Below are 26,203 nucleotides of genomic sequence, written 5' to 3' on the forward strand. Positions count from 1 at the left end.
TCAGCGAGACCCGTGGGCGAGGGCCGGTTGCGCCGCCACCCCGTTCCAGCTCGAGCGGGCGCCGGATTCGCCGATGCGGTACACCTGCACGGTCGCGGCGGCGCTCGCCGCGATGGTGAGGACGGCGATCGCGCCGACGACAACCCGCGACAGCGCTCGACCGCGGGTCTCACGAACATGGACCACCGCCAGCAGGCTCGCCGCGATCGCCAAGGGGATGGCGAAAAAGACGAAGCTGTCGCCGAGATGAGTGTGGGTGCGCAGGTCGGGGGTTCGCCCCACGCGCTTCTCGAGCCACTCGCCCGCCTCGGTGGTGATCGGGGTGAGCATCGCGGTCACCACCGCGAGCGCGACCGTCAGCCAGACCATCCGCCGCCGAGCGGCAGGCCATACCGCCGAGAGGATCGCCAGCACCGCGGTCAGCGGGACCAGGACGACGATGGCGTGGACGAGCAGAATGTGGGCCGGCAGGCCATTGAACGTCGACATCGGCAACTTTCGTTCGGATCGGGGACGGTGTGGGTCCGAGTCTTCACAGACTCGCTGTGAGAACGCTGAGGGTGCGACGGGAGGCCGCTGGGATCCGTGCACGCCGCACAGTCGGCCCGCGCAGCGGGTAGCGTCCGCCCGCAGCGGCGGATGATCAGCCCTGGCCCCCGATGGGCGGGCCCCCGGAGTAGGTACCGTGCACGTCGACGCGGCCGTCGGGCCCCGGCGGCGGTGGTCGGAGGACTTGATCGCGGCGGCTGCCCGACCGATACACGGTGGTGCCCTTGCAGCCCGCGCGCCATGCCTGATGAAAGACGTCGTGCACCTGCCCGACCGCCGCCGTCTCGGGAAGATTGACCGTTTTGGCGACCGCCGCGTCGGTGTGCCGCTGCACCGCGGCCTGCATCCGGATATGCCAGTAGGGCTCCATCTCGAGCGCCGTGACGAATCGGCGGCGCAGGTCGGCGGGAACGCCGGGGTGGTCGGCGGTGCCGGTGGCGGCGATCTCGGCCGCGAGGGCCGGCGTCCAGATTCCGCGTTCGGTGGCGAGTCGTTCGAACAACGGCTCCACCTGGTCGAATTCACGCCCCAGGATATGCCGGGTGTAGGCGAGGGCGAACAGCGGTTCGATGCCCGCCGATGTGCCCGCGAGCAGCGAGATGGTTCCGGTGGGCGCGACGGACGTGACCTGTGCGTTACGCATCGGCCCGCCGGGCAGGGGAGCCCAGACGCTGCCCGAATACCGTGGAAACGCGCCGCGTTCGGCCGCGAGAGCACGGGACGCGGCGTGTGCCCACCGTGAGATCCGGTACATGAGCCGCTGGGTGAACCGCACCGCCGCTTCACTGTCGTACGGAAGACCCAGCGCCGCGAGCGTGTCGGCCAGCCCCATGATTCCGAGACCGATCTTGCGGGTGGCGTGCGCCGCCGCCGCGAGTTCGGGTGCGGGGTAGTCCGCGACATCGATGACATCATCGAGGAACCGCACGGCGACTCGGACCGCACGGCCGAGGCGCTGCTCGTCGATCCGATCGCCGGACAGGAACCGCGGCAGCGCGAGGGATCCGAGGTTGCAGGATTCGTTGGGTGCCAGCGGCACCTCGCCGCAGGGGTTGGTCGCCTCGAGCGCGCCCAGTGCCGGGAGCGGATTGGCGCGATTGATGGCGTCGAGGAACAGCAGTCCCGGCTCGCCGGTGCGCCACGCCTCCGCCACGATCGTTTCCAGCAGTCCGCGAGCGGAGATCTCGCGGACCACCCGCCCGGTGCGCGGGTTGATCAGCGGATGCGGCCGATCCGCGACGGCGGCCAGCATGAACTCATCGGTGACACCGACCGACAGATTGAACGTCGGCAGCGCGGCGGGATCGGACTTCGCCGTCACGAACTCTCGGATATCCGGGTGGTGTACGTCGAGCACCGCCATGCTCGCGCCGCGCCGCCGCCCGCCGAGCCGGATGACCTGTGTCGCGGCGTCATAGAGTCCGATGAACGAGACCGGGCCGCTGGCACGTGCGCCGGTGGAGCAGACGCGGTCATCCCGGGGCCGCAGATGCGCGAAGGAGAATCCGGTTCCGGCGCCGGCCTGGTGCAGCAGTGCGGTCGTCCGCAATGTCGTGAAGATCGAGTCGAGCGAGTCCTCGATCGGCAATACGAAACAGCCGGACAGCACCGGGGATCCGGTGCCGGCGTTCATCAATGTCGGTGAGTTGGGCAGGAATTCGCGCGACCGTAGCAGCCTGGAGAAGCGCGCCGCCCAGCGATCGGCTTCATGCGCCCGGTAGGCGTCCTCCGCCTGCGCCACGAAACCTGCCACCCGGTCCATCATCTGGCCCACGGACTCGCAGACGCGGCCGTTGTCGTCCCGGCGCAGATACCGGTCGGCCAGGACCGCCATCGCCGCGGGTGACATCTCCGGATCCACGGTGCCCGTTCCGTTCGGCGTCGACACCATCGCCTCTCACCTCCGCATCGGCAGCAGACAGTTGGCCTCCGGCACCCTCCCGAGGTCCGGCCGCGACCGGAGGTCCGGTGGCCGCCGAACCGGAGGCCGACGACCACGTTCTGCCCGGTGGCCCTACACGGGCCAACGCCAATCGGTGATCTCCGGCGGGTCCACGCCGTAGCGGCGGGCATAGGCGTCGGCGGCTTCGCGCCTCGCCGTGAGCTGTTCGGTGAGCGGGGCGAGTTGCTCGCACAGCCGCGGAACCTCGGCGAGGGCGGCGGACGCCAGGGTGAAGCGGTCGATCCCGTTCATCGCGCACATGCTGAAAGGCGTGGTGGTGGTTCCGTTGTCGGTGAAGCCGTGGACGTGCATGACGTCGTGACCGGGACGGCGGTAGGCAATGCGGTGGATGAGCCAGGGGTAGCCGTGGAAGGCGAAGATCACCGGGGCGTCGGTGAAAACCGAGCGGTACTCTTCGTCCGAGATACCGTGCGGGTGGCGATCCGGCGGGAACAGGCGGGCCAGGTCCACCACATTGACAACGCGAATTGCCAAGTCCGGCACCAGTTCTCGCAGCAGCGCCGCGGCGGCCAGGGTTTCCTGCGTCGGGACGTCGCCCGCGCAGGCCAGCACGACCTCGGCGGGACGCTCGGAATCCGAACTCGCCCACGGCCAGACGTCGAGTCCCCGTTCGCAGTGCAGCCGCGCCGCGTCGTCGCCGAGGTACTGCAGCGCGGGCTGCTTCCCGGCGACCACGACATTGACGCGACCGCGGCTGCGCAGGCAGTGGTCGAAGACGTGCAGCAGGCAGTTGGCGTCCGGTGGCAGGTACACCCGGCTCACCTCGGGCCGCTTGCTGAGGACGTGGTCGATGAACCCGGGATCCTGATGGGACGCGCCATTGTGGTCCTGCCGCCACACGTGCGAGGTGATCAGATAGTTCAAACTGGGAATCGGCTCACGCCAAGGGAATTCCGCCGCCATGTGCAGCCATTTGGCGTGCTGCACCACCATCGAGTCGATGATGTGCGCGAAGGCCTCGTAGGTGGAGAACACACCGTGCCGACCGGTGAGCAGATAGCCCTCCAGCCACCCCTGGCACAGATGCTCCGACAGCACCTCGAAGACGCGACCGTCCGGGGACAGGCGGTCATCGCCCGCGATTCGCCTGCTGCGCCAGCGTCGGCCGGTGACCTCGAGGACGGCGTCCAGACGGTTGGAGGTGAGCTCATCGGGCGAGAAGAACAGCAGATTACGAGGATTACCGGTCAACGCGTCGCGCAAGTATTCGCCCAGCACCCGGGTCGCCTCCGCCAGATCGGTTCCTGGCGTGGCGAATCCGAGGGTGTAGTCGGTCGGGCATGGCAGCTGCAGGTCCGCACTGTCGTGACCGTGCGCGGCGCGGTTGGCGCTCATGCGCAGATGCTGCGGATGCAGGCGCGCGATCCGGTCCATCGGACGGCCCTCGTCGTCGAAGAGCTCCTCGGGGTGATAGGACCGCAGCCAGTCTTCCAGTTGCGCAAGGTGTTCCGGATTCTCACGCACGTTCGGCAGCGGCACCTGATGGGACCGGAAGGTTCCCTCGACGCGCACGCCGTCCACCATCATCGGGCCGGTCCACCCCTTCGGGGTCGACAGCACGATCATCGGACGGCAGGGGTCTCGCGGACCCAGTCCGCGCTCGGCGTCGTCGCGGATCTCGCGGATCCGCTCCATCGCCTCGTCGAGGACGTTCGCGTACCGTTCGTGCACCTCGGCCCGATCGCTGCCCTCGACGTACATCGGTTCCCAGCCCTGCGCGGTGAGCATGGCGTCCAACTCGGCACGCGACATGCGTGCCAGCAGCGTCGGATTCGCGATCTTGTAGCCGTTGAGGTGCAGGATCGGCAGCACGGTGCCGTCGGTGACGCGGTCCAGGAAGAGCGACCCGTGCCAGCTGGTGGCCAGCGCCCCGGTTTCGGCTTCGCCGTCGCCGATCATGCAGGCCACCACGAGATTCGGATTGTCGAGCGCCGCGCCGGTGGCGTGGGCGAGCGAGTACCCCAGCTCGCCGCCCTCGTGGATGGAGCCGGGCAGGTGCGGCGAGGCGTGGCTGGGGACGCCGCCCGGGAATGAGAACTGCCGGAACAGTTCCCGCATTCCGGCCAGGTTCTGGCCGACCTCCGGGTGCCGCAGTGAATAGGTTCCCTCGAGCCAGGTCGCGGCGGTGAGCGCCGCGGCGCCGTGACCTGGGCCGAGCACGAACAGCATCTCCTGGCGGGTGCGCATGATGACCCGATTGAGGTGAGCGTAGGTCAGGGTCACCCCGGGCACGGTTCCCCAGTGCCCGATCAACCGCTGCTTGATGTGTTCGGGCCGCAGCTTCTCGGTGAGCAGCGGATTGTCCATGAGGTAGATCTGTCCGACGGCCAGATAGTTGGCTGCTCGCCACCACGCGTCCAGATCGACCAGATCGTCCCGGAGTCCGGTTCCGGACCCCGGCATCGTCATTGTCATCGCTTCGCCTCCTCGCCATCGGCATGCACGACCATCACCGGGCAGTGGGCGTGCTGGACGAGGGAATGGGCGGTGGATCCGAGCAGCATGCCGACGAAGCCGCCGCGGCCGCGGTTTCCGACCACGACCAGCTGCGCGGTCCTCGACAGCTCCCGCAGCCGGTCGGCCGGCCCGGCGGCGAACACTTCGCGGGTCACCTCGACGTCCGGGTACTTCTCCTGCCAGCCCGCCAGACGCTCGGCGAGGATGGCCTCCTCGACCTGTGCGAGGTCGCCGGTGATGGCCGGGATCACCTCTCCGGCGAATTGGCCGGTGTCCCAATCGCTCCAGACATGCACGGTGACCAGGCCCACCCGTCGTTCGGAGGCTTCGGCGAACGCCGCCGCCAGCGCGGCCTCGCTGACCCGGCTGCCGTCCACCCCGACCACGACGGGGCCGGAGCACCGGACCGCGTTGCCCGCGTCCGGATCCGGCCGTACCACGATCACCGTGCCTCGCGCGTGGCTGGTCACCGCGAACAGCGTGGAACCCAGGTGCGAGAGCGTTCCGGCCTCGCCGGTCGCCCCGATCACCACCGCGAAGGCGGACTCGCTGAGATCGATCAGCACCTGCGCGGCGCTGTCGGAGGACACCGACGACTCGATCGGCAGTTCCGGCTCGTACCCGGTGGCGGCCATCTGCGCCCGGGCAACCGCCGCCGTGCCGGCGGCCTTGACGGCGTCGAGCAGCGCCGGGGTCGCCACCGCGTAGGGTCCCGTACCGCGGCTGATCGCCACCAGGTCCATGCCGTGGACGATGTGCAGTCGCCGCCCGCGCAGCGCGGCGTAGTTCGCGGCCCAATGCACGGCACGTGCCGATCCGTCCGAACTGTCCACGCCGACCACGACGGGCGCCGAGGCCAGCCGATGCGGTTCGTCGAATTCCTGGTGTGCCATCGTGACCTCCGGGGTGAGGTGAAGTAGTCGGTGCCCGCGGCGGGCTCGTATCTTTCACGGTAGGAACGGGACCGGATCGCCGACTGCGGGCGATTGTCCTCGGACCGGGGACCAAAGACCTCTGCGGGGCAGCCCGCGACCATGGCGTGGACCCGCGGCGGCCGTTGGTCCCCTCGGGATCGGGAACATCGGCTCTGCCGTCTCATCCATGCCGCGACCAGGCTGGCTACCATGAATTCTCCGGCAACACCGCACGCCGTCGCCACCGTGGCCCTGATTATCGGCGCGGGGATGGTCGTCGCGATCCCCGCGGCGACGGACTACCTGTCCGTCTGGTCCCGGCTGTACGGCGCGGTGCTGGTCTATCTCGCGTTCGCCGAATATCTCGCCGTCGCGGTGGGGCTGGTCCGTTGGAGTGTCAGTCAACTACGGTCGTGATCGGTGCTGGGCCGGATTCCTTGATGCCCAATGGTATTCGCACCATGGCCCCGGCCGCCAGCAGCTCGGTGACTCCCTCGCAATGGATTTCGACCGGATCCGCGTGGCCCGGGTCCGCGGCGATCTCCAGCTCGGAGGCGCTGATCCGGATCGCGAGGCGGTGCCCGCGGTACATGATCGAGAAGTGCAGCTCTCCCAGCTCTTCCGGCCAGCTCGGGTGGAAGATCAGGCGATCGGACCGGATCTCCATCCCGGTGAAGCAGCGCTGGATCAGGTCGATGCTTCCGGCCATAGCGCCAAGGTGTATTCCCTCCTCGGTGGTCCCGCCCTGGATGTCGGTGACGTCGGCGTCGAGCACCCGGTGGAAGAAGTCCATGGTCTGGGCCCGATGCGCCCGGGCCAGCACCCAGGCGTGGACCAGGGCGCTCAGTGTCGAGCCGTGTGAGGTCCTCGCCAGGTAATAATCGATGGTCCGCGGGATCATCTCTCCGGGCAGCTCATAGCCGAGACGGTCCAGCACTTCCCGCAATTCGTCGGCCGAGAGCAGGTAGAACAGCATCAGCACATCGGCCTGTTTGCCGGCCCGATAGCGATTGACGTCGTCGCCCTCGGCCTCGAGAATGCGATCCAGCCGCTGGATGTCACCGTAGCGTTGCCGGTAACCCTCCCAATCGAGTTCGGCCAACTGCTCGTAACCATCGAACTGGCTGATGACGCCGTCATGGAAGGGCACGAACACACGGCGGCTCACATGCTCCCAGCGGCTGAGTTCCGCGGGTGAGATCCGCAGCGACTCCAGCAGTTCCGCGCGGGCGCGCGGGGTCAGACGGTCCAGGGCCTCGCGGGCGCGTAGCAGCGTCCACACCGCCATGACATTCGTGTAGGCGTTGTCGTCGATCCCGGTCCCGGGCGAGCTCGGCGACCCGGTGTGGAATTCGTCGGGTCCGATGACGCCGCGTAGGTGATAACGATCGTGACTGGGATCGTAGTCGGCCAGGCTCGCCCAGAAGCGGGCTATCTCCACCATGAGTTCGGCGCCGTAGTCGGTGAGGAATTCGATGTCGCCGGTCGCCTGGTAGTACTGCCAGACGTTGTAGGCGATGGCGCTGCCGATATGGTGGGCGCGCGGGCTCGGATCCGGATTCCAGTGGCCCGACAGCGGATTCAGATGCAGCAGCTGAGATTCCTCTCGACCGTCGGCGCCCGACTGCCACGGGAACATCGCACCGGCCGTACCGGCCGCGGCGGCCGCACGGCGCGCCTCCGGCAACCGCCGATACCGGTAGCGAAGCAGGCCGCGCGCCAGTCTCGGGAAGCGCGGGTTGAGGACCGGGTACACGAACAGTTCATCCCAGAAGATGTGTCCGCGATACGCCTCGCCGTGCAGGCCCCGTGCGGGCACCCCGACATCCAGGTCGGCGGTATGCGGTGAGAGGGTTTGCACCAGATGCAGGAGGTGCAGCCGGATCGTCCGGGTCGCTTGCTCGCCACCGCCGAGATCGATGCGCAGCCGATCCCATAGGTGTTCCCATGCCGCCGTGTGAGACTCGAGGAGGTCCTCGAACCTGCCGGCACTGCGCAAGGACCGTGCCGCCTCCTCGTCGGGCGCCGACACGGCGTGATCGCGGCCGGTCACCACGGCCGCGATCTTCTCCAGCACGACCGTCTCCCCCTCGGTCATCGAGACGCCGTGATCGTGCCCGATCGACCGCTCACCTTCCACGAGTTCGGTTGCGGGGCACAGCTTCACATCCTCGCGGTGCAGCGTCCCGCGGGTCGCGGTCGCGATCGGAATCCTGGACTCCCCGGTGCGCACGACCAACACCACCGCTTCGGGTGACAGCTCCCGCGCCGATACCTGCTCGAGATGGTCCCCCGACAGATCCCGATACCGTGCCACCAGGCTGTTGTCCACGGCGCCGTCCACCCTCGAACGGAAGACCACGGTGCCCGACCAGTTCTCGGCGGTCACCGCGGTCTCGAGCGCACACAGGTGTGGTGCGTGCATCGCCGCGAAGCGCCGCTGCCGCACCCGAGTGATACGGCCGGTGGCGTCCCGGAATCGGAAGTGCCGCAGCAGGACCGCCCGCCGCAGATCGAATTCCTGCCGATACGAGAGCAATTCGACGGTGTCGATGTCGAACCAGTCGCCGTCGCCGATGCGGAAGGTGACCGGCAGCCAATTCGGCAGGTTCACCAGGCTCTCGTTGTCGACGGTGCGTCCGGCGATCTGGTCGAAGAGCCGGTTGTAGATCCCGGCGACGTAGGTGCCCGGGTAGTGATGTTCTCCCGCCGTGCACTCCGGCGCGGCGCCCCGGGTCGCGAGATAGCCGTTGCCCACCGTGCACAGCGCCTCGCGCAGTCGTTCGTGGATCGGGTCGTACCCGTCGAAGCCGAACACCCACGAGGACGATATCGCCATATCGGCTTGGGCCGCGAGCAGTCCGGCGAGTTCGTCGAGGAAGGATCGCACGCCTTCGGGTCCGGGCAGCGCGAGGCGGGCGGCGGTCCGCCGGTCGCCGTTCTCGTCGTGGCGGACCACGATCGGAATGCCCTCGGCCTCGACGGCGTCGAAGGCGTCCTCATCGGTGAGGTCGTCGCCGACGTAGATCGGCAGGGTGGGCGTGGTGAGATGGCCGAGGATCCACTGGAGCGCGGTTCCCTTGTCCCAGTCCATGTCCGGCCGCAGTTCCACCACCTTGCGCCCGCTCGTCACGCGCAGGCCCCGCTTGCGGGCCTGCGCGTGCACAGCGGCGGTCACCGCGCCGACCCGCTCCGGCGCGACCCGCCGATAGTGCGCGGCGACCGCGAAGCGCTTGTGCTCCACCAGCACTCCGTCGATCGAGCCCAGCGATAGCGCCAGTTCCTCGGCTGCCGCGGCCAGAGCCTGCTCCGCGCCCGGGGCGGCCTCGTGCACGTACGTCGTCCCGTCCGGGGCGAGCAATTCGAATCCGTGGCACCCGGCGTACCACAGTCCGTCGACACCCACCCGCCCACGCAGATCATCGAGTTCGCGCCCGCTGACGATGGCGACCGGGCACCGAGCCGCGAGCCGCGTCAGGGCCGCCGCCCCGCCCTCCACCAGGGTCGCGGCGGCCGGATCGGGGACGATGGCCGACAGCGTGCCGTCGAAATCGAGGAGGACGGAGGCCTTTTCGGTGTCGAGCAGGTCACCGAGCCGGGCTGTGACCAGGTCCGGCACCTCCGACATCCGCCGGAAGCCGTTGTGCAGCCGCACCCGGTCCAGATCCGAGACCACCACATCGGCTCCGCGCTCGACCAGCCGGTCGCCGTGCCCGCCCCGATCGACTCCGATCACCAGGCCGAATCCGCCCGCCCGGCCGGCGGCGACACCGGCCTCCGAGTCCTCCACGACGACGGTCCGTTCCGGCTCCGCCCCGAGCCGGCGCGCGGCCTCGAGCAGCATCGCGGGATCGGGTTTGCCCGCCAGCCCCAGCTCCGCGGCCACGATGCCGTCCACCCGCACCGGAAACAGATCTCCGATGCCCGCGGCGCGCAGCACCTCGGCGCAGTTGCGGCTGGCGGAGAACACCGCGACACCGATTCCCGCCGTCTGCAGGCGCCGCACCAGCGCCACGGTGGAGCCGAAGGCCGGGACGCCATCGCGGACGAGGCGTTCGATGAACAGCCGGTCCTTGTGGTTGCCGAGCGCGCACACCGTTCCCGCGTCCTCGGCGTCGGCAGGATCCCCCTCCGGCAGTGAAATGCCGCGCGCGGCAAGAAAATCGGCAACACCCCGGTATCGGGGTTCGCCGTCCACCCACCGCAGGTAGTCCTCGTCGGTGAAGGGCGACAGGTCCTCGCCGGGCGCCGGCGCGCGATGCGCCAGGAAGTCGTCGAACATCTCCTTCCAGGCCGCCGCGTGCACGCGAGCGCTGTCGGTCACCACACCGTCCATATCGAAGATCACCGCATCATGGCGCCGCGCGTCGATCAGCGGCACGGCCTGTGTGTTCTGGTCCACGAATTCAGCCTGCGTGGCGCTGAGCGCCAGGCCAAGGGTCCTGTAGCACCGTAACGAGGACCAACGGCCCCTGGGACGCGCGTGTCGGGCGTCCTAGCGTGAGTCCATGAGTCCACTACCCAGCAGCGAGACGATCGAGCAGGCTGTCCGGTTGGCCGGTCGCGCACCCTCCCTGCACAACAGCCAGCCGTGGCGCTGGGTATTCGATGGTGAAGCCCTGCACCTGTTCTCGGTGCGGGCCCGGATGCTGCCCGCCACCGACCACTCGGGGCGGCAGATGCTGATCAGCTGCGGCATCGCACTGGGTCATCTGCGCGCCGCGCTGGCCGCCACCGGATGGCAGACCCACGTCACGTACTTCCCGAATCCGACCCGCCACGATCAGCTGGCGACGGTCACGCTGGAGCCCGCCCGCATCGTCACCGACGCCGACCGCGACCGTGCCGCCGCCATCACCGTTCGCTATACCGATCGCCTCCCGTTCAGCGCCCCGGCCGAATGGCGGGAGTTCGAACCGGTGCTGCCGGTCATCGTCGATCCGTTCGACGCCGTGATCACCGTGCTGCCGCCCGAGGCCCGCACCGAATTGGCCCGCGCGTCCCGGATGACCGCCGCCGTACGCCGTTACGATTCGGGTTATCAAGCCGAATTGCAGTGGTGGGCAGGGCATTCGCTGGCCGCGGAGGGCATCCCGCCATCAGCCCGCGTCACCCCCGACGAGCGGCAGCGGGTCGACCTGAGCCGCGTGCTCCCGGCCGTCGACGACGAACCGCGCCGGACCGAGATCAAGGACGACGAGTCCGTCGTCCTCGTCGTGTCCAGTGGAAGCAGCTTCACCGAATTGCTGCGCTGCGGCGAGGCGCTGTCCACGATCCTGCTCGAATGCACGGTCGCGGGATACGCGACGTGCCCGATCAGTCACGTCACCGAGGTGCCGCAGAGCCGATCGGTCATCCAGGGGCTCACCGGCCGCGCCGAGCAGCCACAGGTTCTGATACGGGTCGGCACGGTTCCGGCTTCCGACCGGCAGCCGACGCATACGCCGCGATTGCCCCTCACACAGATCCTCGACATCAGCGCGGCCGCAACCCCCGGTGTCCGAACTCCGTCCGGCGATCCCCGATAATCCGCTCGGCAAGCTATGTTCGACCACGTAGTCCTTACAGATGGGAACCGGCCATGATCAAGGTATTTCTCGTTGACGACCATGAGATCGTTCGCCGAGGACTCGTCGACTTGCTCGAGAGCGATCCCGAGCTCACCGTCATCGGTGAAGCCGCCGATGCCGCCCAGGCTCTCGCCCGGATCCCGGCACTGCAACCGGACGTGGCGGTCCTCGATGTCCGCCTGCCGGACGGAAACGGCATCGAGCTGTGCCGCGACCTGCTCTCGCGCCTGGACACGCTGCGTTGTCTCATCCTCACCTCGTTCACCGATGAGCAGGCCATGATGGACGCGATCCTGGCCGGGGCCAGCGGCTACGTGGTCAAGGACATCAAGGGCATGGAACTAGCGAAGGCCATCAAGGAGATCGGGGCCGGCCGCTCCCTTCTCGACAATCGAGCCGCCGCGGCGCTCATGGATCGCTTGCGCCGCAGCACTCAATCCGACGGACCGCTGGCCGGTCTCACCGATCAGGAGCGCAAACTCCTCGATCTGCTCGGCGACGGCCTGACCAATCGGCAGATCGCCGAGCGGATGTTCCTGGCCGAGAAGACGGTCAAGAACTACGTCTCCCGGCTGCTCGCCAAGCTCGGCATGGAACGCCGCACGCAGGCCGCGGTCTACGCGTCCAAGCTGCGTGGCGAGCATCCACACGCGCAGTAGTCCGATCCGCTCGCCGCGCACCGTCGCCGCCCGCGGCGAGCATGCGTTCGTGGGGCGGCAAGTCCTCGGCTACAAGGTCTTTGGTCCCCTGCCTGCGTGCGAGCAGGCCCTACCAGCCTTTCACCTGAAGCGGAACCCTCGACTACATGCACACTCATGCCCGACTCGGCGTCGCGAATCCCGATCTGTCCCAATCGGTTCGCGCCGTCTCCGCGACGGCCGCCGCTCCGCAGACCACCGACGGGGTATTGACCGCGCTGGCAACCGGTGACAGCGGGCTGACCGAGGAGGAACACGCCCGGCGGGCCCGGGTCTTCGGAGCTAATGCGATTCGGGCGCATCGGGCTCGTATCGGACCGGTCGTGGCCCGGCAATTGCGTTCACCGCTCTTGCTGCTGCTGGCCGTGACCGCGGCGGCGTCGTTTTTCCTCGGCGAGCGCACCGATGCGGTGGTCATCGGCGTGATCGTGGCGATGTCCGTGGGCCTGGGCACCGTCAACGAGTTCCGTGCCGAGAAGGCCGCCGAAGCGCTGCACGACCGCATCCGGCACCGCGTCGTGGTGCTGCGCGACGGGCAAGCCCGATCGATCGACCTCGCGGAACTGGTCCCCGGAGACATCGTCGAGCTGCGACCGGGTGAGCTGGTACCCGCGGATCTGCGCCTGCTGTCGACCACCGGGCTGCAGTGCGATGAATCGGTGCTTACCGGAGAGTCCGAGCCGGTGCGGAAGTCGACCGATCCGGTCCCGGAGGGAACCCCGGTCGCCGAACTCACCTCCTGCGCGCTCATGGGCACGGTGGTCGCCGCCGGGACCGGACGCGGCGTGGTCACCGCAACCGGTGGCGACACCGAATTCGGGCGCATCGCAGTCGGTTTGGCGCGGCGGGAGCCCGAGACCGAATTCCAGGCCGGGCTGCGCAAATTCTCGATGCTGTTGGTCCGGGTCGCGGCCACATTGACGATCGGCATCTTCGTGGTGAACCTGATGCTGCATCGGCCGATCCTGGACGCGCTCATGTTCTCGCTGGCGATCGCGGTCGGCATCTCGCCGCAGCTGCTCCCGGCAGTCGTGTCCACCAGTCTCGCAGCGGGCTCGCGGCTGCTGGCACAGCGCAAGGTGCTGGTGAAAAGGCTCGTCTGCATCGAGGATCTCGGCGATATCGAGGTGCTGTTCACCGACAAGACCGGGACGCTGACCGAAGGACGGATCGAGTTCATGCGCACGATCGCCGCTGACGCGGCCGACGGCGATGTCACCGAGCTCGGCCTGATATGCACCGACGGCCTGATCGAGAACGGCCGGCTGGCGGGCGGTGACGCGCTGGACACCGCGCTGTGGGCGGCGCCTGTCGCTCCGTTGGGCGCGATCGAGGGGTACTCACGGCTCGCCACGCTGCCTTTCGATCACCGGCGCCGGATGGTCTCGGTCCTCGCCGATTCACCCGTACGCGGGCGAACCATCATCACCAAGGGCGCGCCCGAGGCCGTGCTGGCATGTTGCGAGAATGTGCCCGACTCGGCGGCGCGGGCGCTCGACGCCGAATTCGCCGCCGGCCACCGCGTGGTCGCCGTGGCGACCCGTTCCGTACCCGGGCAGACCACGCTGACGACCGCCGACGAGACCGGTCTGCGGCTGGCCGGAATCCTGGTCTTCCTGGATCCGCCGAAATCCTCGGCCCGAGAGGCGATCAGCCGACTGGCCGCGCTCGGCATCGCGGTCAAGGTCATCACCGGCGATCATCCGACCGTGGCCGCGCGGGTGTGCGAACAACTGGGCCTGCCGGCCGGCGGCACGCTCTCGGGCGCCGATCTGGATCGGCTCACCGATGCCGAGCTCACCGAGGCATTATCCACCACAACGGTTTTCGCTCGCATCGATCCCGAACAGAAGGCGCGCATCGTGCGCGCGCAACGCTGCCTCGGCGTCGACGTCGCCTACCTCGGCGACGGCGTCAACGACGCGCTGGCCCTGCACGCCGCCGACGTCGGAATCTCCGTCGACGCCGCCACCGATGTCGCCAAGGACGCCGCCGACGTGGTGCTGCTCGAGAAGGACCTGCAGGTGCTGGCCGACGGAGTCACCCAGGGCCGCCGCGTGTTCGCCAACACCATGAAGTACGTCTTGATGGGCACGTCCAGCAACTTCGGCAATATGTTCAGCGCCGCGGGCGCCTCGGCCTTTCTGCCGTTCCTGCCGATGCTGCCCTCGCAGATCCTGCTCAACAACCTGCTCTACGACTCCAGCCAGCTCGCCATCCCCACCGACAATGTCGACGAGGAGCAACTGGCCCGCCCCTCGCGCTGGGACCTGCGGCTGATCCAGCGGTTCATGCTGGTGTTCGGTCCGATCAGCTCGGTGTTCGACTTCGCGACCTTCGGCATCATGCTCTGGGTCTTCCATGCGGGCGAAGCGCTGTTCCATACCGGCTGGTTCGTCGAATCGCTGGCCACCCAGACCCTGGTGCTGTTCGTGATCCGCACCCACAGAACGCCGTTCTTCCGCAGCCATCCCAGCGTCGCTCTGCTCACCGCCGCCCTGGCCGCGGTCGGGATCGGCGCGCTGCTGCCCGTGACCCCGCTGGCCGGCTCGCTCGGCTTCCAGCCACTGCCCGGCGGCTTCTTCGTCGTGTTGATCGGGATGATCCTGGTGTACCTGGCTCTGGCCGAGGCGGCCAAGCATTGGTTCTTCCGGACCGCCCCGGCTGTACCGGCCGCCCGCGAGCGGCGCACCGATCATCGATTGCGCCGTCGCGCAGCGCGTTTCATCACCAGAACGCATCCCGCAATGGGGACTTCCGTGCGTCCGGCCCAGGCATTTGGTCCCTAGAGTCGTACGGCGGGGTGCGGTGTGCTTCTAGACATGACACACCACAAGATCCACGAAGAGCACCGCACCCTCGACCGCGCCGAACTCGCCGACCGACTGCGGCGCGTCGCCGACGAACTCGATTCCGGCAGCGTGATCACCTACGGCGGCGACGGCACCACGGGAACTCTCGCGCTGCCGGACAAGCTCCACGGCGAACTGGAGATAACCAGCGCCAAACACGACGGACACATCAAACTCGTTGCCCGGCTTCACTTCACCGAACCCAAGTCCGAGAATGCTACGCGCGCAGAGGCTCTCGACCGGACCGATACCGACGAGACCGATGCCGATGAATGGGAGGCCGACGACCCGTACGCCTGAACACCCTGTGCGGCCGCTATCCCGCCTTCTCCGCTACCAGCCGCACGCCGGTTACCAGGGTCGGCTCGATGGCGACGATGGTGTCCATCGGCCCGTCGACCCAGGGCCGCAAGAGGCGTTCGTACCGCGCGACCCGTTGCGGATCGGACACGGGGCGAGCGATGCCCGTGACCACCACCGACCATCCCAGCTGTTCGATCGGGTCGATGTCATCGGCTTCGTACGCCACAACGACATTCGAGTCCGCGCGTACTGTCGACGTCAGCCGGGAGGTGAGCCGAGTGCGCACGATGATGATCTCGCCCTCGTCGACCAGATGGTTCACCGGCCGCACGGCGGGCAACGCGTCGCGGGTGAAGATCACTCGCCCGAACGGAACACTCGCCAACAACCGCAGCGCTTCCGCACGGCCCATGGTCTGTGTGGCCCGCGGAACGAAAGAGCCTCCGGACAGCCCGTTCATGCGACAACTCCCGACCCCGGAGCCGCGACCCGGGCGGAGATCACCGACCACGGGCGCGTTCGGACCGATCGAGCTTCGTACGCACGCATGAACTGTCAAGCCTTTCTCACAGGTCCCCTTGCAACATTGGGTTTCCCCCTGATCCATGTCAGCACCACGCCCCGCCGCCCTCACAGGGCCGAAGGTCCCGTCTCGAACTTCCTTCGGACACCGCCCCCGCCGTGGCGCTCTCCCCTCTCCACCGCCGGCCGGCGAAAGCCGCCGCGAGAACGTCCCGGGCGCACTGTGGCCCGAATGGGTCCAACGGCAGCGATCTGGAGGGACTGTGGCCCTGTGAGGTGCGGCATTCCCGCGGTGCACTGCATACGAACGCATTTCAGCGGGAAGGAACAGCGCGATGGCCGATTCACGGTACCGATGGCAGCCTCAGACCGGCGTCGTGGGGGCTGTGCTGCTCATCGGCACTATTGCGCCGCTACTGGCGGGTCTGATCGCCTGGGTTGCCGGCTCGGCGTCGGTCGCCGATTGGTGCTGGGCCGCGGGCACGGTGGTGGCCATTGCGCCGGCGCTGTGGTGGGTGATCTCGGCCCTGCGGCGAGGGCGAATCGGGGTCGATCTCATCGCGGTGTTGTCGTTGGTCGGCACGCTGTGGGTGCATGAGTACCTCGCGGGGGCCCTGATCGCGGTCATGCTCAGTGGCGGGCATGCGCTGGACGCGGCGGCGGAGCGGCGGGCTACACGTGATTTGCGGGCCTTGCTCGAGCGTGCGCCACGGACAGCGCGTCGGCGCTGCGGCGATGTGGTGCGGGTCGTCGATCTCGATGAGATCGGTGTGGGTGACATTCTGGTGATCGCCGCCGGGGAGGTGGTGCCGACCGACGGCAGAATCTTGGATTCGGTTGCGGAGCTGGATGAATCGGCGCTCACGGGTGAGCCGCTACAGGTCGAGCGGACGGCCGGGCAGCCGGTGCGAAGCGGCGTCCTCAACGCCGGCGGTGTCTTCGAGATGCGCGCCACCGCGACCGCTGACGAGAGTACGTATGCCGGTATCGTGCGGCTGGCGCGGGAAGCCGGGGCCGCCACCGCGCCCACCGTGCGCTTGGCGGATCGCTATGCCGCCTGGTTCCTGCCCTTGACCTTGGCCGTCGCCGGGGCCTCCTACTGGTTGAGCGGTTCGCTGGTGCGCGCGGTGGCGGTGCTGGTGGTCGCGACCCCCTGTCCGCTGCTGCTCGCCGCGCCGGTGGCCATCGTGTCGGGCCTGTCGCGCTCATCGCGGATCGGGGTCGTGGTCCGCGATGGTGGCGCACTCGAAAACCTGGGCCGGGCAACCACTCTCGTGATGGACAAGACCGGCACCGTCACCGCCGGCCGACCGATTGTCACCGAGGTCGCCGCGGCCCCGGGCGCGGATCAGACATGGCTGCTACGGGTCGCGGCCTCGGTGGATCAGCTGTCGCCGCACGTGCTGGCCGAGGCGATCGTGACCGAGGCACTGGCCCGTGGCATCGAACTCGACGTCGCCACAGCGGTTTCCGAGCAGGCAGGGCGCGGTGTCACCGGTGAGGTCGATGGTCACCGCGTGCAGGTCGGCAAATTGGCCGAGTCCACGACCGTCCCGGGGTGGGCGCGGCCGGTGCTGAATCGGGCCCGGCTGGATTCCGCCGCGATCGCCTGGATCACCGTCGACGACGTGCCGCTCGGTGCCGTACTGCTGCGAGACCCTCTGCGCCGCCACGCGCCCCGCACGCTTCGACGGCTGCGCGAGGCAGGGCTGAACCGCCTCGTCATGTTGACCGGCGATCGCCCCGAACCCGCCCGGGAGGTCGCGACGGTTTTGGGCCTGGACGAGGTATGCGCGGAACAGAGCCCGGCCGACAAGGTCGAGGCGGTGCGGCGGGAAGCCGACGAGCACGTGACCGTCATGGTCGGCGACGGCATCAATGACGCGCCGGCCCTCGCCGCCGCTACGGTCGGCGTGGCCATGGGCGCCCGCGGCTCGACCGCGTCCTCCGAGGCAGCCGACATCGTGCTCACCACCGACCGGCTGGACCGGCTCGCCGACGCGATGGATATCGCCCGCTGGTCACGGCGGATCGCCGTGCAGAGCGCGACAGTGGGGATGGCGCTGTCATTGCTCGCCATGGTCATCGCGGCCGTCGGCTGGCTGCCGCCCGCGGCCGGCGCGCTGCTGCAGGAGGGGATCGATGTCGCCGTGATCCTCAACGCGCTGCGGGCGCTGCGCGGCGGCCCGGCGGCCGACCGCGGTCTGCCGACCGACACCGAGGAGCTGCTGCGCCGTTTCGCCGCCGAACACGATGTCATGCAGGACGCGCTCGCGACCTTGCGCACCGTCGCCGACCGCATCGCCGACCGACCCGACGCCGCAGCCCTGGCGACACTCGAGACCACGCACCGCTTCCTCGTCGAGGACCTGCTGCCACACGAGCAAGCCGAGGAGACGCAGCTCTATCCCGCCCTCGCCGGGCCGCTCGGCGGATCCGAGGCGACGGCCACCATGAGCCGCGCCCACGCCGAGATACAACGGCTGACCACCCGCATCGGCACTCATCTCGAACTCGCTCGCGCCCGTGGCGGTTTCGATCCGGATCAGGTCGACGATCTGCTCGCCTGCCTCTACGGGCTGTACGCGGTGCTGCGCCTGCATTTCGTGCAGGAGGAGGAGAACTACTTCACCCTGGCCGCCGACGAGCGGCTGTGATCATGGCCGGCCCGACCGAATGCCGGCCATTGCGGCCCGGTCTCGCTCCGGGCAGGATGGCCTTGCTCATCACAGCGGCGGGAGCGCTGGCGGTCTGCGGACTCGCCGCGCTGTTCGCCGCGATTCTGGACAACGTCCTCGACGGTGACGGTGTCACCGCATGGGACGGGCCGATATCGGCATGGATCATGGTGCATCGTGAACCGGTGCTCACCACGGTCATGCGTTCACTGACCGAGGTGGGAAATCCGCCCGTGCTGGCCGCGATCATGGCACTCGCCGCGGCCGTCACGACCCTGCGGGTACGCACACTCGCGCCGGCGATCCTCGGATCGGTCGCGGTGGCAGGGTTCGCACTGATGGTGCTGACGGTGAAACTGGCAGTGGGACGACCCCGCCCGCCTGTATCGGAGCGAGCCATCGCCATCGACGGCTCGTCGTTCCCGTCCGGGCACGCGACGGGTATCGCGGTCGTCGCGCTCGTGTCGGTATGGATGCTCACGCGGGGGCGGCAGGGTCACAGGTGGACTCGTGCCATCGCCTGGATCGCGGCGGTCGTTCTCATTGCCGCCGTGGGGTTTTCCCGCGTTTACCTCGGTGTCCACTACCCCAGCGACATCGTCGCCGGTTGGGCGCTGGGCGCAGCCTGGGCCGGAATTCTGATCGCCGCGGGCACCGCCGCCACGCCGTTGTGGCTGGGTCACCCGCGCGGACGACGCCTTTGTCGCCCTTGAACTTCGAGCCTTCGGACTTCGAGCCGATACCTCGATTCTGCTCGCGGTGAGCCGTGTCACACACCGTCGAAGGTCGACGTTCACAATGCTGTTGGCCCTGCCTGTGTCGCCGCAATGGTCGGACGATCGTGTGACCTTCGTCCTCTTCGGCCGGTCGCCGTCACGCGGTCGTGCATTTGTTCCCGCCCCACCGTGACTTTCTCCTCTGTGGCCGCCCGGACCGCCGGACGCAGGCTGAACGCACGAACTATCCGAAGGAGGCGCGTGATGGAGTACCGGGTGAACGTCTGCGAGACCCCGCCGCAGGCGGTCCTGCGCATCCCGTTGGAGATCCGCCCGGACCTGTTGAGCGAGGGCATTGTCGGCGGCATGAACCGGCTGTCGGAGGTCGCGGAGAAGGCCGGGCTCGTCGCGAACGGCGCGCCGACGATCACCTTCCATCGGGAATTGCCCGCCGAGGAAGCCATCATCGTCGATTTCGGGCTTCCGATCGAGGCCGCGCCCGGCCTGGGCCCCAGCTCCGGTGCGCAACTGGTCATCCAGTCGCCGACGCTGGTGGCCCGCACCTGTCATCGCGGGGGCTACCACGACATCGACGCCGGATACCGCGCACTGCGAGAGTGGCTGCAGGGCAACGGTTATCGGCCTGTCGGTCCGCCGACCGAAGCGTACCTCATCGGTCCGGACGAAGTGAGCGATCCCCGTCTGCTGATCACCGAGATCCGGATTCCGGTGACCGCGGCCCCCGCCATCGCCGTCCACCTCGACACGACGTTTCCCGATGCTGTGGCTCGAACCCGAATGACCCTGCGGGAGCATGGATTCGGCGTCGTCACCGAGTTCGATGTGCAGGCCGCCCTCCGGGAGCGGACCGGCGAGCACATCGAGGAATATCTGATCCTCGGAGCCTGCAACCCGCAGCTGGCCGGCCGCGCCCTCGCCACCGACCGGGAGGCCGGACTGCTGTTGCCCTGCAATGTCGTCGTGCGCGCCGACCAGACCGGCGTACTGGTCGAGGCCGCGGATCCCGCGCTGCTCGTCCAGGTCCTGGCCAGGCCCGAGCTCGCCGCGCCCGCCGAGGAGACCCGGCGGCTGCTCGCCGCCGCTTTGTCGGACCTGACCCGCCCCGCCGCGGCGGCCGGCTGAGACCACCGAGGACCATGGTCCCGGGCAGCGCGGGTAGGAGTCCTCTCACCGAAATCCGGCCACACGAGCAGGCTCGATATATGGAAACCACTACTCCACGCATCGCCGTCATCTACGCCACCGCCCAAGGGTCCACACGCGAGATCGCCGATTTCATCGGCGCCTACCTCGCGGCCCGCGGCGCGACCGTCGAGGTCGCCGATACCGAGCACGCCCCCGAACTCTCCCGCTTCGACGCCGTCGTGCTCGGCAGCGCCGTGCACGATCGAGCGCTGCTGCCGGAGCTGGAGGAATTCGTCCGCCCGCATCGCCACGAACTCCGCGCACGCCGGGTATGGCTTTTCAGTGTCGGGCTCGGGCCCGCGCTGGTCGGCCCGATCGGACGCCGCGTCGGCCGCATCGTCCCGAAAGAGATCGCTGCCCTGCGTGACTCGATCGAGCCGGTCGACTACCACGCTTTCGCCGGCCACTATGAGCGGGCCGGCGTCTCCCTGCCCGCCCGCACCATCTACCGCGTCCTCGGCGGCACCCGCTACGGAGATCTGCGCGACTGGTCGGCCATCACGCTCTGGAGTGACGCCATCGCGCAGGCATTGAATCTTCCGCAGGCGCAGGCCACTCCGACCCATCCTTGACCCCGTACTCGCCTCTTCGAGAAAGACCACGCCGATGAGCCACCACACCGATCCGTTCGCCCCGGCGATCCACACCGGCCGCATCTGGCTGCGCACCGTCGCCGACCGGCTCGGCACCGACAACAAGATGGCGGCGCACCAGGCCCTGCGCGCATGGCTGCACACCGTGCGCGACCGCCTCGACGTCGGCGCGGCCGCACACCTGAGCGCCCAGCTGCCCACCCTGCTGCGCGGTGTCTTCTACGAGGGCTGGACGCCGGGACGTGGTCCGGTGCCCCATGATCCGCAGTCGTTCCTGCACCAGTTCGCCCGCACGGCGGATGTGTCGATCGAGGAGGCGAGGCGTTCGTCCGCGGCGGTCACCGACGCGCTGACCCAGCTCTTCTCCCCCGGCCAACTCGACCACGTGCTGGCACAACTGCCCGCACCGCTGCGGCGGGTACTGCTGGGCGCCGAATTCAGCGATATCCTCACCGCCGCAGGCATTTTCGAGACGCCGGAGGATCTGTGACCATCCGGCACGCCCCCCTGTTCGTCATCGCGCTGCCCTTCGTGGTCACCGGCCTCGAACTCAGCGGCGCCTCGCCGCTGGCGATGCTGTCCGCCTTGTTCATCCTCGCCGTCCCCTTCCTGCTACTGCTCACGCTGCCCGGGTCGAAAGAGAACTGGAGCCGTCGTCGGTGACCATGTCGCCGCCTTCGACGAATCGCGATTGACCGATGCCGACCGCGTCGGCGACGAGGGAGCCGATCTCGGCGAACTGGTCGCGGCGCAGGCCGGTGACATCTCCGGGTCGCTTCCCTGCACTATCGTTGGCGTGTACACGTTTAAGCTAGCAATGTCGTAACGAGACAAATCGTGCGCGCATCCGACACGAGTACAGGAACACCGGATATGAGCGTTGAGCCTCAAGACGGCTCTTACTCGGTACGTGACACGCTCTCGCAGCTCCGGCTGCGGGAATTGCTGACCGAGGTGAAGGACCGAGTCGAACAGATCATCGACGCCCGTGACCGCATGGACGGCCTGGTCGAGGCGATGCTGGCCGTTACCTCGGGACTCGACCTCGACCAGACGCTGCGGACCATCGTGCACACCGCGATCAGCCTCGTCGACGCCCGCTACGGCGCTCTGGGCGTGCGCGGTCACGATCAGCTCGAGCAGTTCATCTACGAGGGCATCGACGAGGAGATGCGGGCCCGCATCGGCGACCTGCCCGAGGGCCTCGGCGTGCTCGGATTGCTGATCAGCCAGCCCAAACCGATCCGCTTGGACAACATCGCCGATCATCCGGCGTCGGTGGGATTCCCCGCCAACCATCCGCCGATGCGTACGTTCCTCGGCGTCCCCGTCCGGATCCGCGATGAGATCTTCGGCAACCTGTACCTCACCGAAAAGTCGGGCGGGCAGCCGTTCACCGAGGACGACGAGGTGATCGTGCAGGCACTGGCGGCGGCCGCCGGTACCGCCATCGACAATGCGCGCCTCTATCAGTCCACCCGAACCCGCCAGGCATGGATCGAGGCGACCCGCGACGTCGCCACCGAATTCCTCGCCGGGACCGAGCCGGATGAGGTGCTCGCCCACGTCGTCGCGCACGCGCGCACGCTCACCGAATCGGAGTGGACGTTCCTGGCGTTCGACGACGAGCCCGACAGCAATCACCGTGACGCGGAGGGGCTGCGGATCAGCCGGTGCTCCGGCCCGGATGGCAAGGTCCGCAGCGGTATGGTGCGCACGTCCGGAACGGCGATCGGGCGAGCATTTCGCGAGGGTCACCCACTCTGCCTCGACGACAGCGTCGATCTCGGCCTCGATATCGCACTCGACGCCGGACCATCGCTGATCCTCCCCCTCAAGACACAGGACTCGACCTTCGGTGTCCTGGTGATGGTCCGCGCGGCCGGGGCTCCCCCGTTCGCCGAGGAATTGCAGGGATTGGCGGGCGCTTTCACCGATCAGGCCGCACTGGCCATCCAGCTCGCCGAGGCCCAGCAGCGCATGCGCGAGCTCGACGTGCTCACCGATCGCGACCGTATCGCCCGCGATCTGCACGATCATGTCATCCAGCGGCTCTTCGCGGCCGGCCTGAGCCTGCAGGGCACCGTCGCCCGCGCCCGCTCGGCCGAAGTGCGGGAGCGTATCTCGGATGTCATCAACGAGCTCCAGGACGTGGTGCAGGAGATCCGCACCTCGATCTTCGACCTGCACGGCGGCGCGGCCAGCAGCACCCGGCTGCGGCAGCGGATCGAAGACGTCATCCGCAAGCACACCGTCGACACCGGACTCCGAACGTCATTGCGGATCTCCGGGCCGCTGTCGGTGGTGGCGGCCGAGCTCGCCGACCACGCCGAAGCCGTGGTCCGTGAAGCGGTGTCCAACGCGGTGCGGCACGCGGGCGCGGACACCCTCTCGGTGAGCCTCGACGTCTCCGACGACCTGACCGTGCTGATCACCGACGACGGTTGCGGGATTCCCGAGAACATCACCGCCAGCGGGCTCCAGAACTTGGCGCGCCGGGCCGAGGAGCTGGGCGGCAACTTCTCGTTCGGCCATGGTCCCGAAGGTGTGGGGACGTCGCTGCGCTGGGCGGTGCCACTCTGACGAGCCGGCGCGCCGTCGTGCGGCGCACCGGCTCGAGGACCGAAGTCACGGCTACGTGCCGCGCACGATGACGATCGGACAGTCCACGCTGTGCAGCAGGGCATTGCTGGTGGAGCCCAGCAGCATACCGGTGAAGCCGCCCCGGCCGTGGCTGCCCACGACCACCAGCTGGGCGTTCTCGGATTCGTCCAGCAGTGACCGGACCGGCCGGTCCTTCACCAGGATTCGCCGCACCGGGACATCGGGATAGCGCTCTGCGTATCCGGCCATCTCCTCACCGAAGGTGGCGTGCTCCTGTTCCTCCACGGCTTCCCAGCCGGACATCGGCAGATAGGGTCCGCTGACATCGCTCCAGGCGTGCAGGGCGGTCAGGCCGGTCTTGCGCAGCGACGCCTCCGCGAACGCGAACTCCAGTGCCGCGACGCTGTTCGAGGTGCCGTCCACGCCGACCAGCACCGGCTGCCGGGCCGACACCGGGTCCGCCGCCGCGGTCGTGTGGATCACGGCGACCGGGCAGTGCGCGTAGTGGGTCACCGCGGTGCTGACCGATCCCAGCAACCCGCGCCGGAGCGCGCCGAGCCCACGGCTGCCGAGCACCATTATCCGGGCGTCCCGCGACAGTTCGATCAGACGCGAGATGATCGGCTCGGTGGTGACTTCCGACGACATTTCCACCCCTTCGCCGGGCAGGGTCTCGGACGCGATATGGGTCGCCTCACCCACGATGCGCTCGCCGTCCAGCTCCAGCGACGCGATATCGGCGGCGTTGAGGACGGCCGTCGGCGGCGGGCCGACCGGCGCGCAGATCGAGGTGACGATATGCAGTGGGCACCCGTGCCGCGCGGCATGTAGCGCCGCCCAGGCCACCGCCTGGTACGAGACGGCCGAGCCGTCCACCGCGACGATGACGGGCGGATTCGGATCCGATCGCGGTGCAGTGTGTTCGGTCATGATCATCTCTCCTGGTTCGGTGTCTCCACTGTTCCGATAGGTCTAGGTTCCGACGGGTCGTGCCAGGGTGCGCCATTCGACATCCCACCGCCGGTGGCGCAGCGTGTTCAGCGCCCAGGTCGCGCACGACTCCAGCCAGAGTGCGCCACCCCCGCCGAGCAGCAGCGCTGCCACCGCGACGGCGACCCCGTCCGCGGCGGCGGAGCCGGGCAGACGCGGCGCGTCCGTCAGCCGGCCATCGGCCCCGATCCACACCGGCACCACCGATCCGGGCGTCGGCTTCCCGTTCACGGGGACGGTCGCCGTGCCGGAACGACCGGCGTCCTCCCATCGGACCAGGGCCTCGTCATGGCGCGGCCCGTATGGGGTCGCAACGGTTTTCGGCGTTGTCTCGCCGATGGTGGTCGCCATCACCTGGACCTTGGTCGCGTTCTCGGCCCGGATCTCCTCGGCGGCGTTCGTGTAGGCGACCGTTCCGGCGGCCGCCGCGATGGGGACAAGGGCGAGCATCCATACGACGACCAGCAGCCGGACCAGCGATTCGCATCGATCCGAGGGCCGCATGAGGGGGTTCGAACTGCACGGCTGCATGCGCCAAAGGCGCACCGGCAGTGCCTGATTCGCGATCATTACTGATCGCCCGAGAGCGTCAGCGTTTCGAGCGGACGCACCACACTCTCCAGCGGGAGCCGGGGTGTGGGGGGTATCGGCGTGGCGCTGGTCGCCGCCCAGCCCACCCGGATGATCAGTTGCGGATAGCCGAAGTCACCCAGCAGATCCCGGCGGATTCTCGTCCGCACACTGGTGACTTCGAGCGGTTCGCTCAGCGCGCAGGTGGCCAGACCGCGCACGGTGGCTTCGAGCAGCACCGCGCTCGCCACTTCTCCGGCGCTCAGCCAACTCCGCAGGTCGTCGGAGGCGGTGCACACCAACAGCATGCGAGCGGACTCATCGGTGTCGCGCACTACCGCCTCGGGCATGCCTGGATCGTCGAAGGGGCGCACCGTCGGATCCGACGACACCACCGCGTTGCGCGAGGGCACGCCCTGGGCACTGGCGTGATGACCGCTCCACTCTGCCAGCTCGGCGGCGTAGCCGGGATCGCCCCGGTGCTCGGTCGCGGCGTCGACGAAGGCTTGCATCAGCCGCGCGTGTTCGCCCGTCGTGTCGACCTCGCGGACCTGCACCCCCGTTTTCCCCGCGCCGACAGCCACGATGGCGGACAGTTGGGCGGCGGGCACCTCCCAGGAGGTGAACCGCCGCCGATCGGTGCGCCGCTGCGAAATCGCCCGCGCCAGACGTACGGCTGCCGCATCAGCCTCGGCGGGCCGGAACTCCAGCGACGCCAGGTGCCGCGGGTCGGCGGGGTTCGGGAAGCGGTGCACGACCGTCTTCCAGCCCACGGCCCGCAGTGCGATGCGCAGGTGATGCAGCGCCGCACCGCAACTCACCACCAGCTCCCGGTTGTCCGGGTCGGTGTGGGGCAGACGGCGACTGTCGTCGGCGTACAGGTGCACCGTGGTGTCCCCGACCCGCCACAGCCACGGCTGCGTGTTGTGAACCGACGGCGCCCGCACCGCGAGCGCCAGGGCGGCGCGCAGGGTGTCGTGATCGGGATGCTTCGACATCACGTGTCCTTCCTCGGATT

Annotated in this window: 21 protein-coding genes; 12 read left to right on the top strand and 9 right to left on the bottom strand. The window is 68.7% G+C overall.

All coding sequences use genetic code 11. The features are described 5' to 3' along the window. From GLP40_RS16265 to GLP40_RS16280, 4 genes are all read right to left on the bottom strand, one after another. Complete coding sequence (locus tag GLP40_RS16265; RefSeq protein WP_154788769.1) at positions 1-489, bottom strand: DUF2231 domain-containing protein; 489 nt, start codon at positions 487-489, stop codon at positions 1-3. A 154-nt stretch (positions 490-643) separates the two neighbouring features. Continuing rightward, positions 644-2,440 carry an adenosylcobalamin-dependent ribonucleoside-diphosphate reductase gene (locus GLP40_RS16270; RefSeq protein WP_154788770.1) on the bottom strand — a complete coding sequence of 599 codons (1,797 nt, stop codon included), beginning with the start codon at positions 2,438-2,440 and terminating at the stop codon, positions 644-646. Between the two features lie 123 nt (positions 2,441-2,563). Continuing rightward, the gene (locus GLP40_RS16275) at positions 2,564-4,921 is read right to left on the bottom strand and encodes a phosphoketolase family protein (RefSeq protein ID WP_196054712.1); all 2,358 of its coding nucleotides are present in this window, start codon (positions 4,919-4,921) and stop codon (positions 2,564-2,566) included. Positions 4,922-4,923: 2 nt separating this feature from the next. Further along, on the bottom strand, positions 4,924-5,862 hold the full coding sequence (locus GLP40_RS16280) for a universal stress protein (RefSeq protein ID WP_154788772.1): 939 nt from the start codon (positions 5,860-5,862) through the stop codon (positions 4,924-4,926). Between the two features lie 231 nt (positions 5,863-6,093). On the opposite strand from GLP40_RS16280, the gene GLP40_RS16285 reads away from it, so the two are divergent. Next, positions 6,094-6,300 carry a hypothetical protein gene (locus GLP40_RS16285; RefSeq protein WP_154788773.1) on the top strand — a complete coding sequence of 69 codons (207 nt, stop codon included), beginning with the start codon at positions 6,094-6,096 and terminating at the stop codon, positions 6,298-6,300. Here the strand turns inward: GLP40_RS16285 and otsB are convergent. Then, on the bottom strand, positions 6,281-10,285 hold the full coding sequence (gene otsB / locus GLP40_RS16290; RefSeq protein WP_328290239.1) for a trehalose-phosphatase: 4,005 nt from the start codon (positions 10,283-10,285) through the stop codon (positions 6,281-6,283). The two genes, GLP40_RS16285 and otsB, sit on opposite strands and share 20 nt — an antisense overlap. Before the next feature lie 106 nt (positions 10,286-10,391). Between otsB and GLP40_RS16295 the strand changes: the two genes are divergently transcribed. The 4 genes from GLP40_RS16295 (at position 10,392) to GLP40_RS16310 (ending at position 15,303) form a co-directional block, all read left to right on the top strand. Then, positions 10,392-11,411: an Acg family FMN-binding oxidoreductase gene (locus GLP40_RS16295; protein WP_154788774.1), complete on the top strand. Its 1,020-nt coding sequence runs from the start codon at positions 10,392-10,394 to the stop codon at positions 11,409-11,411. A gap of 53 nt (positions 11,412-11,464) precedes the next feature. Continuing rightward, entirely contained in the window at positions 11,465-12,112 is a 648-nt protein-coding gene (locus GLP40_RS16300) for a response regulator (protein WP_154788775.1), read from the top strand. Positions 12,113-12,258: 146 nt separating this feature from the next. Further along, on the top strand, positions 12,259-14,940 hold the full coding sequence (gene mgtA, locus GLP40_RS16305; RefSeq protein ID WP_154788776.1) for a magnesium-translocating P-type ATPase: 2,682 nt from the start codon (positions 12,259-12,261) through the stop codon (positions 14,938-14,940). A 33-nt stretch (positions 14,941-14,973) separates the two neighbouring features. After that, a complete protein-coding gene (locus GLP40_RS16310; protein ID WP_154788777.1) occupies positions 14,974-15,303 on the top strand; it encodes an amphi-Trp domain-containing protein in 330 nt (109 codons plus the stop codon). A gap of 16 nt (positions 15,304-15,319) precedes the next feature. Here GLP40_RS16310 and GLP40_RS16315 read toward each other — a convergent pair whose 3' ends face one another. Continuing rightward, a complete protein-coding gene (locus tag GLP40_RS16315; RefSeq protein WP_154788778.1) occupies positions 15,320-15,766 on the bottom strand; it encodes a pyridoxamine 5'-phosphate oxidase family protein in 447 nt (148 codons plus the stop codon). Positions 15,767-16,163: 397 nt separating this feature from the next. Between GLP40_RS16315 and GLP40_RS16320 the strand changes: the two genes are divergently transcribed. The 7 genes from GLP40_RS16320 to GLP40_RS16350 all read left to right on the top strand — a co-directional run bounded on the left by GLP40_RS16320 (position 16,164) and on the right by GLP40_RS16350 (position 23,604). Beyond that, entirely contained in the window at positions 16,164-18,485 is a 2,322-nt protein-coding gene (locus GLP40_RS16320) for a heavy metal translocating P-type ATPase (RefSeq protein ID WP_154788779.1), read from the top strand. A 2-nt stretch (positions 18,486-18,487) separates the two neighbouring features. Beyond that, the gene (locus GLP40_RS16325) at positions 18,488-19,219 is read left to right on the top strand and encodes a phosphatase PAP2 family protein (protein ID WP_154788780.1); all 732 of its coding nucleotides are present in this window, start codon (positions 18,488-18,490) and stop codon (positions 19,217-19,219) included. 267 nt (positions 19,220-19,486) lie between these two features. After that, positions 19,487-20,365 (top strand): DUF302 domain-containing protein, encoded by an 879-nt coding sequence (locus GLP40_RS34850; RefSeq protein WP_328290240.1) that lies wholly within the window; start codon positions 19,487-19,489, stop codon positions 20,363-20,365. A gap of 80 nt (positions 20,366-20,445) precedes the next feature. Further along, the gene (locus tag GLP40_RS16335; protein ID WP_154788781.1) at positions 20,446-21,000 is read left to right on the top strand and encodes a flavodoxin domain-containing protein; all 555 of its coding nucleotides are present in this window, start codon (positions 20,446-20,448) and stop codon (positions 20,998-21,000) included. A 34-nt stretch (positions 21,001-21,034) separates the two neighbouring features. Then, positions 21,035-21,511, top strand: coding sequence for a DUF2267 domain-containing protein (locus GLP40_RS16340; protein WP_154788782.1), 477 nt, complete (start codon positions 21,035-21,037; stop codon positions 21,509-21,511). After that, entirely contained in the window at positions 21,508-21,684 is a 177-nt protein-coding gene (locus tag GLP40_RS16345; RefSeq protein WP_154788783.1) for a hypothetical protein, read from the top strand. The genes GLP40_RS16340 and GLP40_RS16345 overlap by 4 nt, the downstream gene beginning before the upstream one ends. Before the next feature lie 210 nt (positions 21,685-21,894). After that, the gene (locus GLP40_RS16350; RefSeq protein WP_154788784.1) at positions 21,895-23,604 is read left to right on the top strand and encodes a sensor histidine kinase; all 1,710 of its coding nucleotides are present in this window, start codon (positions 21,895-21,897) and stop codon (positions 23,602-23,604) included. Positions 23,605-23,655: 51 nt separating this feature from the next. Here GLP40_RS16350 and GLP40_RS16355 read toward each other — a convergent pair whose 3' ends face one another. The 3 genes from GLP40_RS16355 to GLP40_RS16365 are packed head-to-tail and all read right to left on the bottom strand — an operon-like array spanning position 23,656 to position 26,183. Then, entirely contained in the window at positions 23,656-24,555 is a 900-nt protein-coding gene (locus GLP40_RS16355) for a universal stress protein (RefSeq protein WP_154788785.1), read from the bottom strand. A 42-nt stretch (positions 24,556-24,597) separates the two neighbouring features. Next, on the bottom strand, positions 24,598-25,185 hold the full coding sequence (locus GLP40_RS16360) for an Rv1733c family protein (protein WP_154788786.1): 588 nt from the start codon (positions 25,183-25,185) through the stop codon (positions 24,598-24,600). After that, positions 25,185-26,183, bottom strand: coding sequence for an Acg family FMN-binding oxidoreductase (locus GLP40_RS16365; RefSeq protein WP_154788787.1), 999 nt, complete (start codon positions 26,181-26,183; stop codon positions 25,185-25,187). The genes GLP40_RS16360 and GLP40_RS16365 overlap by 1 nt, the downstream gene beginning before the upstream one ends. Positions 26,184-26,203: the final 20 nt, after the last annotated feature.

The sequence above is a fragment of the Nocardia aurantiaca genome (assembly GCF_009708175.1).
GTDB lineage: Bacteria > Actinomycetota > Actinomycetes > Mycobacteriales > Mycobacteriaceae > Nocardia > Nocardia aurantiaca.